The sequence below is a fragment of the Mesorhizobium sp. CA6 genome (assembly GCF_020165035.1).
In the GTDB taxonomy this organism is placed as follows: Bacteria; Pseudomonadota; Alphaproteobacteria; order Rhizobiales; family Rhizobiaceae; genus Mesorhizobium.
The window spans coordinates 99,443-115,201 of the sequence record NZ_JAIUHI010000006.1 but is presented as its reverse complement, the minus strand read 5'-3'; the positions used below and the strand labels follow the sequence as shown (position 1 = coordinate 115,201).

Genomic DNA, 15,759 nt, shown 5'->3' with positions numbered 1-15,759 from the left:
GCGACATTTGGTCGTTTTCCGCCATTTGGCAAGACTTTGGCCGAAATCGCGGTCTATATCGGCGCCACCATAGACAAAGGATTCGCCTCGGCACGGCCTTAGCTTGCTGCCGCAACCTGCTGTTAACCATCGATGTTTTGCATTTCTTATTCATTGGCGCGGAGACTCCGCCACGCCGGGGCACGTGGCGTGGGGCGACAAACCGGAGCGAGCCGCCCATGACGCAGTTGTGCGGGCGCCGCCGGATCACTACCTTGTCGGCGGGCATGATGCCGTTCGGCAAAATCGAGAAAAGCCTTCATGAAGGTCGTTGAACGCTACATCATGCGCCGCGCGCTGACGATGTTCCTCGCGGCGCTGGTCTGGACGCTGGCGATCGTGTGGACCACGCAGGTGCTGGCCAAGATCGACCTTGTCACCGACAATGGCCAGTCGGCGCTGACTTTCTTCGAAGTCGCGGCACTCATCATCCCCTCGATCATCCCGATCGTGGTGCCGTTCGCCCTGGTGGTGGCGGTGGCGCAGACGCTGAGCGCCATGAACACCGATTCGGAACTCGCCGTGCTCGGCGCCGCCGGCGCCTCACGCTGGACGATCGCGCGGCCGATCCTGCTGCTCGCGATAGCGGCTTGCGCGTTTTCCTTCATCGTCGACAACGCCATCGATCCCTATGCCAGGCAGAAGAACCGCCAGCTGGTGGCAGCATCGCGCGCCGACCTTCTGTCGCTGATCATCCAGGAAGGCACGTTCCGCAAGATCGACGAAGGCCTGTTCCTGCAGGTTGGCGAGCGGCTTCCCGGCAACCGGCTCGGCGGCATCTTCGTGGCCGATTCACGCGAGGAAGGCGCCAGCCTGACCTACTACGCCAAGACCGGCAGCATCGTCGAAAAGGGCGACGAGAAGGTGCTGATGATGAATGACGGCGTCATCAACCGCAAATCGGTGACCGGCGACCTCTCCGTCATCCGCTTCACCTCCTATGCCTTCGACATGTCGGCGTTCATGTCGGCGGCGAACGACATCACGCTTTTGCCCAAGGACCGCACGACGCAATATCTGCTCAGCCCGGATCCCAACGACAAGATGTTCCAGCGAGAACCGGGCAGCTACCGGGCGGAGCTCAATCAGCGTCTCGCCGAATGGTCCTATTCGCTGGTGTTCGCGCTGATCGCGCTTGCCGTTGCGGGCGACGCGCGCTCGCACCGGGAGGCGCGCATCAATCCGCTGATCACGGCAATCGCGATCGCGCTTTTCGTGCGATGGCTGGGCTTCTTCGCCGCAGGCAAGGCCGACAGGGTCTGGTACTATGTCTACCTGCTCTACGCTATACCGCTCATCGCCTCCGCGGTTTCGATCTGGTTCATCGTATCGTCGCGCACCATGGAATTGCCGGTCAGTTGGGCAGACTGGCTGACGGGCCTCGCCAAGCGAGCCGGCGACAACTGGACAACATTCAAGCTCTGGCTCGTCCGGCGCACTTCCGGCCAGGGAGCCTGACCATGGGCTGGACGCTGGGCCGCTATTTCTTTTTCCGTTACGTCTCGATCACCTTCTGGTTCTTCCTCGGCCTGCTGGCGCTGGTGTTCCTGATCGACTTTACCGAGCTTTCCGGCCGCACGACCGGGCTGCCCGGCTTCACCTACGGCACAGCCTTCGCCATTTCGGCGCTCAGGATGCCGATGATCATGCTGCAGACGGTGCCGTTCGTCGGACTGTTCTCGGCAATGGCAACGCTGGTGTCGCTCAACCGCCGTTACGAGCTGGTGATCGCCCGCTCGGCCGGCGTCTCGGCCTGGCAGTTCCTGTTTCCGTGCTGCGTCGGCGCGCTGATGTTCGGCGTGCTGTCGGTCGCGGTGATCAATCCGATCGCCGCGCATGGCTTTTCCTGGTCCGAGCAGATGGAGAACGACCTCAGGGCCGGCAAGTCGAACGCCGTCACGACCAACGTCACGCCGTGGCTCAGGCAAAAGACCGAATCGGGCGACACCATCATCGGCGCCCGCGCCATCCTCAATCAGGGGCTGGAGATGGCGGACGCGGTGTTTTTCATCCTCGACCCGCAGGGCAACATCGCCGAACGCAAGGATGCAGCCAAGGCCTTCCTGCGCGACGGCTATTGGGACTTGCAGGACGTAAAGGTCTTCAAGGGGGGCAATATCCAGGCGCTGGCGTCCGACAGGGTGCCGACCAATCTCAAGCCGGAATTCGTGCAGGAGCGCCTGGCGCGCCCGGAAACCATCCCCTTCTACGAGCTGCCGCGCAAGATCGAGGTTGCCCGGTCCTTCGGACTCAAGGCGAATGCCTTCGCCATGCAGTTTGATTCGCTGGTTGCCTTGCCGTTCCTTCTCGTCGCCATGACGCTGATTGCTGCAACGGTTTCAATGCGATTTGCGCGAATGGGACAGTCGGCAACGATGATTCTGGGTGGCGTCGTGGCCGGCTTTCTGCTTTATGTCGTTTCGGTACTGGTCAAGGCATTCGGTGTAGCCGGATTCGTGCCTACTGTGGTGGCTGCATGGGTTCCGGTTGTCGTGGCTATGTTCTTTGGGGTGACGTTTCTGCTATACAAGGAAGACGGCTAGTGAGGGAGGCGGTTTTGCGCAGCCATAGGCAGGCCGGTTTGGCACGCCTCTATGGGGCGACTGCCTTGGCGTGTCTGTTCGCTTGCGCGGTGCCGACGGCAGCCGCGCTGGCGCAGCAGATCACTGCCAAGTCCGTCCCTTCCGGCACCCAGATGCTGCTGGCCGCCGACACGCTTGTCTATGACAACGACACGCACACGGTGACGGCCGTCGGCGGCGTGCAGATCGACTATGGCGGCAACAAGCTGGTCGCCCAGCGCGTGGTGTATAACCGCGACACCAAGCGCCTCGTCGCCAGCGGCGCCGTCGAGTTGATCAACAGCGACGGCACCAAGGTCAATTCCGACCATATCGACATCACCGACGACTTCGCCGACGGCTTTCTCAACGCGCTGCGCGTCGAGACGGTGGACAAGGCCTATTTCGCCGCCGAGAGCGCGGAGCGCATGGGCGGCGTGCTCACCACCTTCCACAACGGCGTCTACACCGCCTGCGAGCCTTGCGAAGACAAGCCGGACAAAGCGCCGACCTGGCGCATCAAGGCGCGAAAGATCATCTGGAACGGCGAGAAGAAGACGGTCCGCTTCGAAAACTCGAATTTCGAGTTCTTCGGCTTCCCGCTCGCCTATCTGCCGGCCTTCGAGATCGCCGACCCGACGGTGAAGCGCAAGAGCGGCTTCCTTATCCCCGGCATCGTCTACAACAACCATCTCGGCGTCGGCATCAAAGTCCCTTATTATTTCGCTCTGTCTCCGACCTATGACCTGACCGTCACCGGCAGCGGCTATACCAAGCAGGGTTTCCTCGGCGAGGCCGAGTGGCGCCAGCGCTTCAACAACGGCCAGTACACGCTGAAGATTGCCGGCATCAATCAGCAGGATCCCGGCGCATTTGTCGATTCCGCCGGCCATAATGTGAATTCGGGGCCTGCCAACGACCCGAACAAGTTCCGCGGCATGATGGGCACCAAGGGCCAATTCGCCATCAACGAGCGCTGGGACTTCGGCTGGGACGTGCTGCTGCAGACCGACAAGAATTTCTCGCGCACCTACAACATCGAAGGCTACAACGACCTCGTCCACCAGTCGTCGATCTACCTGACGGGCTTGAGCGACCGCAATTATTTCGACGTTCGCGCGATGCGCTTCGAGGTGCAGGAAGACACGCTCTCCAGCGACCTGACGGCGCGCTCGGCCAAGCAGCCCTGGGTGCTGCCGTCGCTCGACTACGCCTATATTCCCGACACGTCGGTGGCCGGCGGCCAGTTGTCATTCAACGTCAATACACGCGTGATCAGCCGCAACCGGCTGGATGCTGTGCTGGCCAATCCGATCGACAGCACTTCCATCAACAATGTGCGCGGCATCGAAGGCGAGTCGAGCCGGTTGACGGCGGAAGCCGAGTGGAAGCGCACCTTCACCACGGATGGCGGTCTGCAACTGACGCCGCTGCTCGCCTTCCGCGGCGATGCCGGTTACGTCAACGCCAATTCGGCTTCGCTCGCCGCCGTCAACCAGATGGGGACGAATCTCGGCGAGGACGATGACATGCGTTCCTCGCTTGCCCGCTACATGGCCACTCTCGGCCTCGAGGCGCGTTGGCCGCTCCTGTTCTCTATGGCGAACTCCAGCCATGTCCTGGAGCCGACGGCGCAGGTCTTCGTGCGCCCGAACGAGCAATATGTCGGCGGGCTGGCCGTCCCGAACGAAGACGCGCAGAGCTTCGTCTTCGACGCCACCACGCTGTTCGAACGTGACAAATTCTCGGGCTATGACCGCATAGAAGGCGGCACGCGCGCCAATGTCGGCTTCCGGTATTCAGGCGCCTATGACAATGGCTGGGCCACGAACGCAATTTTCGGCCAGTCATACCAGCTCGCGGGCGAAAACTCCTTTGCCGCGCCCGACCTCGTCAATGTCGGGGCCGAGTCCGGCCTGGACAAGCAGACCTCGGATTATGTCGGCCTTGTCGGCTTCAACAGCCCGAGCGGCTTCTCCGGTTCGCTGAGCGGGCGTTTCGACGAGCAGACATTCGAGGTGAGGCGCGCCGAAGTGAAGGCCGCCTATTCCAGCCTGCCGATATCGCTCAGCGCCAAATATGCCTTCATCGAGGCGCAGCCGCTCTACGGCTTCACCACCGACCGCCACGAGCTCACGCTCGGCGCTTCGACCCATCTGGCGCAGAACTGGCGGCTGTTCGGCACCGGCACCTACGACATCGAGACAAATGTGCTGGTCAAGGACGGCGTCGGCTTCGCCTACAACGATAGCTGCTTCACTTACATCATGACGTATTCGCAGACGCGCGACACCGTCACCAAGGAAGTGTCGCAGAACATCGGTTTCAACCTGTCGTTCCGCACGCTCGGCGATTTCGGTTCGTCAACAAGCGCGGTCGATACCATCCAGTGATCAAGCGGCGGGCGCGCGGTCTCCGAGCCGTGCGCCGGCTGGGGCGCTGATGGGCTTTGGTCTTGATTTGGAGCGTGTTCCTTCGAAAATGGGCGCGTTTCCCAGGGCCATGCGCCGGCGACATCGTTTCGCCGCATAAGATGGGCATGGGGTCGACTGCATCCGGCAGGCGTTCGGAGGACGCGCGGCGCCGCGATGGCGGGAAACTCGAGATGGGGAAAAATTAGGAAGGTAAGATGAGGAAATACCTGTTTTCAGCGGGATTCGCGCTTCTGGTGGCGGCCTCCATTTCGGTCACGGCTGTCGTACGGCCTGCTTTCGCCGCTGAGATCAAGTATGTCGTCAACAACATGCCGATCACCACCGGCGACATCGCGCACCGCGCCGCCTTCTTCAAGCTGCAGCACAAGAAGGGCGATGCCGCGCAGGAGATGATCGACCAGACGCTGCGCCTGGCCGAGGCCAAGCGGCTCGGCATCCACATCACCGACCAGCAGGTCGACGCCGCCTACCAGCGCTTTGCCTCGGGCAACAAGATGCCACTGGCGAAACTCGACGCGATCATGGCGCAGTCGGGCGTCACCAAGGAACATTTCAAGGAATTCATCCGTGCCCAGATGGCCTGGAACCAGGCGCTCAGCTCGCGCTACCGCTCCGGCGAAGGCGGCTCGGTGACCGAGCAGGACGCCGTGCGGCGCATGCTGGACAAGGGCGGCGCCAAGCCGACCGCGACGGAATACATGCTGCAGCAGGTGATCTTCGTGGTTCCGGCATCGGAGCGCGCCGGCACGCTCGCCAAGCGCAAGCGCGAGGCCGACGCCATGCGCGCCCGCTTCAGCGGCTGCAACACTACGCGGGAATTCGCCAAGGGCCTGATCGACGTCACCGTGCGCGACCTCGGCCGCGTGCTGGCGCCGCAATTGCCGTCCGACTGGGCCGAGCAGATCAAGGCGACCAAGGTCGGCGCCGCGACGCCGACGCGCGAGACCGAGCGTGGCGTCGAGTTCATCGGCATCTGCTCCTCGCGCGAGGTTTCCGACGACAAGGCCGCGCAGATGGTGTTCCAGGCCGAAGGCAGCAACGACAAGGACGCCGACGAGCTCAGCAAGAAATATGTCGCCGAGCTGCGCCAGAAGGCCAAGATCGTCGAACGCTAGAGCCGGATGATTTCAGGTCGAGTCGACCTGAAATCTGAATCCGCCTCTAAATCAAAGAGATAGAGCATGATGTCGTCCGAAAGCCGCTGCACACTTTTCGGCATCATGCTCTGAGCGACAAGCGTGCGATGCCGCAGCCAGCCGACCGCATGAGCACGCAGAAGACCCACGCGCCGCTGGCGCTCAGTGTCGGCGATCCCTCGGGCATCGGGCCCGAGATCGCCATCGCCGCCTGGCAAGCTGGCGACAGCGCCGGTGTGCCGCCCTTCTATCTGCTTGCCGACCCCGCTTTGATCGAAGCCCGCGCCCGCCTGGTCGGCGCGAATGTGACGATCGCCGAGACCTTGCCCGGACAGGCGGCGCACCACTTTGCCCGGGCTCTGCCTGTCGTTCCGCTCGATGCGCGTCATTTCGACAGCCCGGGACAGCCGAACCCGGCCAACGCCGCCGGCACCATCGAGGCCATCGACCGCGCCGTCGCCGACTGTCTCGCCGGCCACGCCGCGGCGATAGTCACCTGCCCGATCTCCAAGAAGCCGCTTTATGATGCCGGATTTGGCTTTCCCGGCCACACTGAATATCTGGCACACCTGGCTTCGCGCCACACCGGCAGGGATGTGACGCCGGTGATGTTGCTGGCGGGACCGGATCTGCGCACCGTTCCGGTGACCATCCACATCGCTTTGGCCGAAGTGCCGAAGGTACTCACGACGGAGCTGATCGTCGCGACCGCGCGCATCACCGCCGCCGATCTCGAGAGCCGCTTCGGCATTGCGCGGCCGAAGCTTGCGATCGCCGGACTCAACCCGCATGCCGGCGAAGGCGGCGCCATGGGCCTGGAGGATGCTGCGATCGTGACCCCGGCCGTCGAGATGCTCAAAGCGGAAGGGATCGACGCGATCGGACCGCTGCCGGCTGACACGATGTTTCATCCGCGCGCGCGCGCTTCCTATGACGCGGCGCTCTGCATGTATCACGACCAGGCGCTGATCCCGGCCAAGACCTTAGCCTTCGACGAGGCGGTGAACGTGACGCTGGGCCTGCCCTTTGTCCGAACCTCGCCCGATCACGGCACCGCTTTCGACATTGCCGGCAAGGGTATTGCGCGCGCCGACAGCCTGATCGCCGCGCTAAGGCTGGCGCGCCGGCTGGCCGACAGCGGACGGCAGGCCACCGCCGCGTGAGGATCCATTGAGCGGGCGCACCACAATCGACGGGTTGCCGCCGTTGCGCGAGGTGATCGAGCGGCATGGCCTGCAGGCCAAGAAGGCGCTCGGGCAGAATTTTCTGCTCGACCTCAACCTGACAAGCAAGATCGCGCGAGCCGCCGGCGATCTCGGCGAGGCGACGGTGATCGAGGTCGGCCCAGGCCCGGGCGGACTGACGCGGGCGCTTCTCTTCAACGGCGCGCGGCGCGTGATCGCCATCGAGCGCGACGAGCGCTGCCTCGAAGCGCTGGCCGAGGTCTCCAGCCATTATCCCGGTCGCCTGGAGGTCATTCCCGGCGATGCGTTGAAGACGGATTTTGCCGCGCTTGCCGGCGCGGCGAACGGCGGGCCGGTGAAGATCGTTGCCAACCTGCCCTACAATATCGGCACTGAGCTTCTGATCCGCTGGCTGACGGTGGCCGATTGGCCGCCCTTCTACCAATCGATGACGCTGATGTTCCAGCGCGAGGTGGCGGAGCGCATCACAGCGGTCCCGGACAGCGACGGCTATGGCCGGCTCGGCATCCTGGCCGGCTGGCGCACCGAGGCGAAGATCACCTTCGACGTGCCGCCGCAGGCATTCACGCCGCCGCCGAAGGTCACCTCATCGGTGGTGCATCTGGTGCCGCGCTTATCTCCCCTGCCCGTGGACGCCAGAAAGCTGGGCCGCGTCACCGAGGCCGCCTTCGGCCAGCGCCGCAAGATGCTCAGGCAAAGCGTGAAGAGCCTTGGCGGCGAGGCGTTGCTGACGCGGGCCGGGATTGACCCGACGCGGCGGGCCGAGACACTCAGCGTGGAAGAGTTTGTAAGGCTGACCAACGCGGTTTGACCGCCAGCGTCACTGGAATCCAGAACCCGGCGCCATAGATAGTCAGGCGAAACCAGCCGGAGCCTGCAATGCCTGCCTATGTCATTTCCGATGTCACTATCCGCGACAGGGAGGCGTTCGAAACCTACCGAACTCGCGCCGCGGCCTCCATCGCCGCGCATGGCGGACGCTATCTCGTTCGTGGCGGCGAGGTGGAGACACTGGAGGGGAGTTGGAAACCCGGGCCGCTCGTCGTCGTCGAGTTTCCCGACATCGAGACCGCGCGGCGCTGGTATCGCTCCGGCGATTACGCGGCCGCACTTGAGGTTCGCGACGCTGCGCTTAGCCGCAACCTCATTCTGATCGACGGGATCAGTTCGTGACGCGGCGAATTGCCCGAAAACGGCCGCGCACGATCAAGCTGAGGCGCTTTTTGCCGAGAAACGGGCGGCAACGGGTCGCAAATAGAGGTCTGGTTCACTTTTGCTTTTTGTACCGCCGCAGGCCGGCGCTGCCCCTCATCCGACCCTTCGGCCACCTTCCCCCCGTAAGCGGCGAGAAGGAAAGATCACCCCGTCTTCTCGTCCAGCAATCCCGAAATGAAGTCGAACAGCCCAGGCCGCCTGTCTCGGCGAAGCCGCTCTGCCGTGACGATGGCGCGGACTTCGGCGAAGGCGCGGTCGAGATCGTCGTTGACGATGACGAAATCGTATTCCTTCCAATGCTCGATCTCGAGGCGGGCGTTCTTCAGCCTGGTCTCGATGACCGATTCCTGGTCCTCGGCGCGGCGCTTCAGGCGCGCCTTCAATTCCTTCATCGACGGCGGCAGGATGAAGATCGAGACGATGTCGGCGCGCATCTTCTCCTTGAGCTGCTGGGCGCCCTGCCAGTCGATATCGAACAGCATGTCGCGGCCTTCGGCCAGCGCGATTTCAGCGGGCTCGCGCGGCGTCGCATAGCAATTGCCGTGCACTTCGGCCCATTCGAGCAGCGCATCGGAATCGCGCAGCCGCTCGAACTCGCGCATGGTGCGGAAGTGATAGTGGACGCCTTCGATCTCCGAGCCGCGGCGCGGCCTTGTCGTGACGGAGACCGAAAGCTCGAGACTTCCATCGCTTTCGAGAAGATTGCGCGCGATGGTCGACTTGCCGGCGCCCGACGGCGACGACAGCACCAGCATCAATCCGCGGCGGCGGATGCGGGACCCCAGATCCCTGGCGGCCGTCGGCTCCTTGGCAACCATCCCGTCACTCCAGATTCTGGACCTGCTCGCGAAACTGGTCGACCACCGCCTTGAGCTCCAGCCCGATCGCGGTGACCGCGGCAGCGTTCGACTTGGAGCATAAGGTATTCGATTCGCGATTGAATTCCTGCGCCAGAAAATCGAGCTTGCGGCCGACGGCGGCGCCGCTTTTAAGCAGCGCGCGCGCCGAAGCGACATGCGTCTTCAACCTGTCGATCTCCTCGCGGATGTCGGCCTTGCTGGCGAGGAAGGCCGCTTCCTGGTGCAGCCGGATGGCGTCGAGATTGGCCGAAGCATCCGTCAAGAGGCGCACCTGCTCGGCGATACGCTCGCGGATTGCCGCGGGCTCGCGCGAGGGATCGGCCTCGGCCTTCAGCGTCAGCGCCTCGATGATATCGACATGGCCGGCAAGAAGCGCGCCCAGCGCCGCGCCCTCGCTGCGGCGCGCCTGCTCCAGCCCGGCGAGCGCCATCTCGAGCGCAGACAGAATCGCGGCGTCGAGAGCGGCCCGCTCCTCCTCCGTCTCCACGGCTTCGGGAATGTCGAGCACACCGCGCAGGGAGAGCAGGCCGTCGGCGGTGGCGGGCTCGGTGCCGAACTGCTCCTGCAAACGCCTGGCCAGCCCTGCCAGGTCCTTGAGGAACGCCTCGTTGACCACCGGCTGGATTTGCCTTGCGGCGGCGCGGCCGACGGTCAACGTCGCCTGGAAATTGCCGCGCGCGAAACGCTTCTGAACGGTCTGCCGGACGGCCGTCTCCAGCCGGTCGAAACCCTGCGGCAATCTCAGCCTCACCTCGGCGCTCTTGCCGTTCACCGATTTCACCTCCCAGGCTATCGAGGTGCCCTCGCTTTCAGCGGCGCACCGCGCAAAACCGGTCATGCTTTGCAGGCTCATTGCCCTGTCGTCCCCCTGTCGCAGCCAAGGCATGCGTTGCCCAGCGCTGCGCGCCCAAAAATCGCCGGACGATCGGCCGGCATCCCCTCAAAACATGAATATGGCCTCGCGTCAAAGGACGCGTGCTTCTGTGTAATGCATGTCGTTTCCCAAAACCGCCGGCGCACTTTTGGGCGACATGCAGTGAGTTTCGATGCATGTCGTTTCCCAAAACCGCTGCGCACTTTTGGACGACATGCATTGCGCCTATTGCGCGTCGTCGCCGCCGGCGTCGCCATTCTCGCCATTGGCCCCGGCGTCGCTGCTGTCGGCGTTGCCATCGGGGGCTGCCGGCGCCGTCGTCTGGCCCGAGGCCTTGGCGGCGGCATCAGCCTGCTTCTTCTGCAGCGCCCGGTAACGGGCGACGTTCTGGTTGTGCTCTTCCAGCGTTGCCGCGAAGACATGGCCGCCATTACCGTCGGCGACGAAATAGAGGTCGTCGGTCTTGGACGGATTGGCGACCGCTTCAAGCGCCGCGCGGCCCGGATTGGCGATTGGCGTCGGCGGCAGGCCCTTGATCATGTAGGTGTTGTAGGGCGTCTGCTTGTCGAGGTCGGACTGGTAGATCGGCCGGTCCGCCGGCTTTCCCTTGCCGCCGAACAGGCCGTAGATGATGGTCGGGTCGGACTGCAGCCGCATGCCCTTGGCCAGGCGGTTGAGGAACACCGCGGCGACGCGGGAGCGCTCGTCGCTCCTGCCCGTTTCCTTCTCGACGATCGAGGCGAGCGTGACGAAGTCGTTGATGTTGGCGATCGGCAGGTCGGCCGCGCGATGCGACCAGACATCCTCGACCAGCTTCTTCTGGTCGGCGACCAGCTTGTCGACCATTTGCTGCCTGGTGGCGCCGCGGGTGAAGCGCAGCGTGTCGGTGGCGATGGTACCTTCCGGCGGCAAGGTCGGCGGCATGTCGCCGGTGAGCGCCTCCTGATCGGCGACGCGCAGCAGCGCCTGCTCGACCGTCAGCCCTTCGGGAATGGTAAGCGAGTACATCACCGACTTGCCGCTCTTGAAGAGCTCCATGATGTCGCGCATCGAGGCGCGCGGCTTGATGGCGTATTCGCCGGCCTTGAGCGCCGATTCATTACCCGTGGCGCGCACGCCGAGCCGGAAGATGCGGGCATCGCTGATCAGGCTGCGGCGTTCCAGCTGGTCGGCGATCTCCTGCACGCCGGTGTTCGGCTTGATCATGAAGGTGTCGCCATTGGCGGACGGGCCGGGCTCGACGAAAGCCTGCATGCCGAAATAGAGCGCCGCACCCGAGGCGATGACCGCAAGGATAACCATGGAGAGGAAGAAGTTCAGGAACACGACGAACTGGCTGCGCGAAGCGCGCGAGCGCTTCGACGGCGGCGGCGTGCCGGCTTCCGGGCGCAACGCCTCGGCCGCGGTCTTCGGCATGATCGGCACCTTTGTGCCCTGCCGTGCGAAATCCCCGTCGCCGCCCGGATTTGTGCTCCCAGGATTTGTGCTCATGGCGCGCCCTACCGTCTGATCTTGCAACGAATCCCCTAGCTACAAACTAGGGGAGAATTTGGCAAAAATGACGGCAGGTGGCGGGACTGCCGGCTGGTTGTCTTTTTCTGAGCAATCCCGGGGCGGAAAGCGTTGAGCACTCTTTCCGGGATTGCTCCCGTTGGCCTTTCAGCCATTGTAGCGCTGGAACACGAGCGAGGCGTTGGTGCCGCCGAAGCCGAAGGAATTCGACAGCGCGACATCGATCTGACGCTGGCGCGGCTTGTTCGGCACGAGATCGATCGCCGTCTCGCGTTCCGGATTGTCGAGATTGATGGTTGGCGGCGCGACGTTGTCGCGGATGGCGAGGATCGAGAAAATCGCTTCCGCGGCACCCGCGGCGCCCAGCAGATGGCCGATCGACGACTTGGTCGACGACATCGAGATCTTCGAAGCGGCATTGCCGACCAGCCGCTCGACGGCGCCGAGCTCGATCGTGTCGGCCATGGTCGAGGTGCCGTGCGCGTTGATGTAGTCGACGTCGGCCGGCGAGAGTTTCGCCCGGTTCAGCGCCGCCATCATGCAGCGGAAGGCGCCATCGCCATCTTCGGCCGGCGCGGTGATATGGTGGGCATCGCCGGTCAGGCCATAGCCGGTGACCTCGGCATAAATCTTGGCGCCGCGGGCCTTGGCGTGCTCCAGCTCTTCCAGGACGACGACGCCCGCGCCCTCGCCCATGACGAAGCCGTCGCGGTCGCGATCATAAGGACGCGACGCTGTTTCGGGGCTGTCATTGCGCTCGGTGGACAGCGCCCGGCAGGCCGCGAAGCCGGCAATCGACAGCCGGGTGACCGGCGCCTCGGCGCCGCCGGCCAGCATCACATCGGCATCGCCCCACATGATCAGCCGGGCGGCGTCGCCAATGGCGTGCGCGCCGGTCGAGCAGGCAGTGACCACCGCATGGTTCGGGCCTTTCAGGCCGTGGCGGATGGAAACCTGGCCAGAAACCAGATTGATGATCTGTCCGGGGATGAAGAAGGGGCTGATGCGGCGCGGGCCGCGTTCCTTCAGGATCATCGCGTTCTCGGCGATGCCGTCGATGCCGCCGATGCCGGAGCCGATCAGAACGCCGGTGGCGCACTGGTCCTCATGTGTCTCAGGCTTCCAGCCGGAATCGGCCAGCGCCTCGTCGGCGGCCGCGATGCCGTAGAGAATGAACTCGCCGATCTTGCGCAGTTCCTTCGGCTCGAGCACAGCCTCCGGATTGAAGGTGCCGTTCGAGCCGTCGCCGCGCGGAATGATGTGGGCGATCTTGCAGGCAAGATCGTCCACCTCGAATTCGGTGACACGCCGGCAGGCGCTGCGGCCGGAGAGCAATTCCCGCCAGCTATGCTCGACGCCCATGCCGAACGGCGAAAGCAGGCCAAGGCCCGTGACGACGACACGCCTCATCGCAGGTCCTCCCCGGTTATGCCTGCGAAAGAACTCAGGCCGAGGCCTTGTCGATATACTTGACGGCGTCGCCGACGGTGAGGATGGTCTCGGCCGCATCGTCCGGAATCTCGACGCCGAACTCTTCTTCGAACGCCATGACGAGTTCAACCGTGTCGAGGCTGTCCGCGCCCAGATCGTCGATGAAGCTCGCCTGCTCCGTCACCTTGTCGGCATCGACGCCGAGATGCTCGATGACGATCTTCTTGACGCGCTCTGCGGTGTCACTCATTTGGGGCAATCCTCGTCTTAGGTTGTCTATCTTCGTTAGCGGGCGGAATGCCGCTAATCAAGCTGAAAGATGGTCTTGCGGGCAACGCAACGCCACAGGACCGGTTTTTGCCCGAACCGCCGGGTTGCGGGCCGCATTACACGAAAAATGACGGGCGTCCAAGCCGAAATGGCTGTTTTCACAGGCGCCCGCCCTGCCTCAGATCATTGCCATGCCGCCGTTGACGTGAATGGTCTGGCCGGTGACATAGGCCGCCTCATTGGAGGCGAGATAAGCGACGGCGGACGCCACTTCAACGCTGGTGCCCATGCGCCGGGTCGGGATCGCGGCCATGATCGTCTCTTTCTGCTTGTCGTTGAGCTTGTCGGTCATGGCCGATTCGATGAAGCCCGGGGCGACGCAGTTGACGGTGATGTTGCGGGTGGCGATCTCCTGCGCCAGCGACTTGGAAAAGCCGATCATGCCTGCCTTGGAGGCGCAGTAGTTGGTCTGGCCGGGATTGCCGGTGACGCCGACCACCGAGGTGATGTTGATGATGCGGCCATGGCGGCGGCGCATCATCGGATGCGTCAGCTCGCGGGTCAGCCGGAACACGGCAGTAAGGTTGACCTCGATCACCGAATCCCAGTCGGCGTCCGACATGCGCACGAACAGGCCGTCCTTAGTGATGCCGGCATTGTTGACCAGGATGTCGACGCCTTCGAGATCGGCCTCCGCTTTCTGGCCGAGCGCCTTGACCGCGTCGCGGTTCGTCAGGTCCGCCGGAAACAGTTTTACGCGGTCGCCCAATTCGCCCGCCAAGGCTTCCAGCTTCTCCACACGGGTTCCGTGCAGGCCGACGATCGCGCCCTGGCTGTGCAGCACCCTGGCGATCGCCTCGCCGATGCCTCCCGATGCGCCGGTGACGAGCGCCTTCCGGCCGGTCAGTTCGAACATATCTTCAACCTCATTTTTCCAGACGGCTGCAAGCAGTCGCGTTCCGTATACGTCATATCGTCCAAGTCACGCTAGACAAGCGTCGGACATTGGCGAAGGCCTCCTTCCCGTCGTCATCCACGGGCGGAGCGGGAGCGAAGCGGACGCGTAGACCCGAGGATCCATGCCGTGACATTGGCCGAAGGATGCAACGGAGCAGAATTCTGCACCGCGGCGGCACTTCCAAGTCACGGCATGGATTCTAGGGTCTGCGCTGCGTCGCTTCGCTCCTTGCTCCGCCCTAGAATGACGAAAACGGGGCCTCACCCCAAAGCCGCCAGCGCGGCCTCGACTTCCGCCGCCGTGCCCACGGCGCCGGTGGCGATGTCGCGGTTGATGCGGCGCGCCAGGCCCGACAGCACCTTGCCTGCGCCGACTTCATAGAGGCTCGCGACGCCGTTGGCGCCAAACCATTCCACCGTCTCTCGCCAGCGCACCCGGGCAACCACCTGCTCGACCAGGCGGCGGACGATCTCATCGGGGTCGCTGGTCGGGGTTACGGTGACGTTCGAGACGATCGGAACCACCGGCGCGGATTTCGCGACACCGGCCAGCGCCTCGCGCATTATGTCGGCGGCAGGCGTCATCAGCGCCGAATGAAAGGGGGCGGAAACCTGCAGCATCAGCGCCCGCTTGGCGCCTTTTTCGGTGCACAGCTTCGCCGCCAGCTCGACCGCCGGCCTGGCGCCGGAGATCACCAGCTGGCCGCCGCCATTGTCGTTGGCGACCTGGCAGACGGAGCCGTTGCCGACCTCGCGAGCTGCCTCGGCGCAAGCGGCCTCGACGTCGGCCTGTTCCAGCCCGATGATCGCGGCCATGGCGCCCTCGCCGGCCGGCACCGCCGCCTGCATGGCGTTGCCGCGGGTCCGAAGCAGCCGCGCCGCGTCGCCGACCGAAACGAAGCCGGCCGCAGCAAGCGCGGAATATTCACCAAGCGAATGGCCGGCGACATAAGCCACCTTGTCCTTCAGCGAGAAGCCGCGCGCTTCGAGCGCGCGCATCGCCGCCAGCGACACCGCCATCAGCGCCGGCTGGGCATTGGCGGTCAGCGTCAGCGTCTCTTCCGGCCCTTCCCAGATGAGTTTCGACAGTTTTTCGCCGAGCGCTGCGTCCACTTCCTCGAAGATGCGACGCGCTTCGGGGAATGCATCGGCGAGGTCCTTGCCCATGCCGACGGCCTGGCTGCCCTGTCCCGGAAAGGTGAATGCGACGGCCATTTTGAGGTCTCTCCAGAGGCTGGTTTTGTCTGCCTCTGGCGCAAGGCGG

General features: G+C 64.1%; 14 protein-coding genes. 7 read left to right on the top strand and 7 right to left on the bottom strand.

Annotated features, from left to right (window positions below):
• Nucleotides 1-300 precede the first annotated feature (300 nt).
• From lptF to LB526_RS10795, 7 genes are all read left to right on the top strand, one after another.
• Entirely contained in the window at nt 301-1,497 is a 1,197-nt protein-coding gene (lptF, locus tag LB526_RS10825) for an LPS export ABC transporter permease LptF (RefSeq protein ID WP_095767018.1), read from the top strand.
• A gap of 2 nt (nt 1,498-1,499) precedes the next feature.
• Entirely contained in the window at nt 1,500-2,582 is a 1,083-nt protein-coding gene (gene lptG, locus LB526_RS10820; RefSeq protein ID WP_224544067.1) for an LPS export ABC transporter permease LptG, read from the top strand.
• The gene (locus tag LB526_RS10815) at nt 2,582-4,993 is read left to right on the top strand and encodes an LPS-assembly protein LptD (RefSeq protein WP_224544068.1); all 2,412 of its coding nucleotides are present in this window, start codon (nt 2,582-2,584) and stop codon (nt 4,991-4,993) included. Before lptG ends, LB526_RS10815 begins: the two co-directional genes overlap by 1 nt.
• A gap of 236 nt (nt 4,994-5,229) precedes the next feature.
• Nucleotides 5,230-6,150, top strand: coding sequence for a SurA N-terminal domain-containing protein (locus tag LB526_RS10810; protein WP_095767016.1), 921 nt, complete (start codon nt 5,230-5,232; stop codon nt 6,148-6,150).
• 128 nt (nt 6,151-6,278) lie between these two features.
• A complete protein-coding gene (gene pdxA / locus LB526_RS10805; RefSeq protein ID WP_224544069.1) occupies nt 6,279-7,334 on the top strand; it encodes a 4-hydroxythreonine-4-phosphate dehydrogenase PdxA in 1,056 nt (351 codons plus the stop codon).
• 7 nt (nt 7,335-7,341) lie between these two features.
• Complete coding sequence (rsmA, locus tag LB526_RS10800) at nt 7,342-8,187, top strand: 16S rRNA (adenine(1518)-N(6)/adenine(1519)-N(6))-dimethyltransferase RsmA (protein WP_224544070.1); 846 nt, start codon at nt 7,342-7,344, stop codon at nt 8,185-8,187.
• A 68-nt stretch (nt 8,188-8,255) separates the two neighbouring features.
• Entirely contained in the window at nt 8,256-8,549 is a 294-nt protein-coding gene (locus LB526_RS10795) for a DUF1330 domain-containing protein (protein WP_224544071.1), read from the top strand.
• Between the two features lie 185 nt (nt 8,550-8,734).
• Here LB526_RS10795 and gmk read toward each other — a convergent pair whose 3' ends face one another.
• From gmk to fabD, 7 genes are all read right to left on the bottom strand, one after another.
• Complete coding sequence (gmk, locus tag LB526_RS10790; RefSeq protein WP_095767013.1) at nt 8,735-9,409, bottom strand: guanylate kinase; 675 nt, start codon at nt 9,407-9,409, stop codon at nt 8,735-8,737.
• A gap of 4 nt (nt 9,410-9,413) precedes the next feature.
• On the bottom strand, nt 9,414-10,304 hold the full coding sequence (locus tag LB526_RS10785; RefSeq protein WP_224605580.1) for a YicC/YloC family endoribonuclease: 891 nt from the start codon (nt 10,302-10,304) through the stop codon (nt 9,414-9,416).
• A 246-nt stretch (nt 10,305-10,550) separates the two neighbouring features.
• On the bottom strand, nt 10,551-11,741 hold the full coding sequence (gene mltG, locus LB526_RS10780; protein WP_224627589.1) for an endolytic transglycosylase MltG: 1,191 nt from the start codon (nt 11,739-11,741) through the stop codon (nt 10,551-10,553).
• 243 nt (nt 11,742-11,984) lie between these two features.
• Nucleotides 11,985-13,247 carry a beta-ketoacyl-ACP synthase II gene (fabF, locus tag LB526_RS10775; protein WP_224525009.1) on the bottom strand — a complete coding sequence of 421 codons (1,263 nt, stop codon included), beginning with the start codon at nt 13,245-13,247 and terminating at the stop codon, nt 11,985-11,987.
• A gap of 34 nt (nt 13,248-13,281) precedes the next feature.
• Complete coding sequence (locus LB526_RS10770) at nt 13,282-13,518, bottom strand: acyl carrier protein (protein WP_006203723.1); 237 nt, start codon at nt 13,516-13,518, stop codon at nt 13,282-13,284.
• 198 nt (nt 13,519-13,716) lie between these two features.
• Complete coding sequence (fabG, locus tag LB526_RS10765; protein ID WP_140783695.1) at nt 13,717-14,454, bottom strand: 3-oxoacyl-[acyl-carrier-protein] reductase; 738 nt, start codon at nt 14,452-14,454, stop codon at nt 13,717-13,719.
• 302 nt (nt 14,455-14,756) lie between these two features.
• Nucleotides 14,757-15,710: an ACP S-malonyltransferase gene (gene fabD, locus LB526_RS10760; protein WP_224525012.1), complete on the bottom strand. Its 954-nt coding sequence runs from the start codon at nt 15,708-15,710 to the stop codon at nt 14,757-14,759.
• Nucleotides 15,711-15,759: the final 49 nt, after the last annotated feature.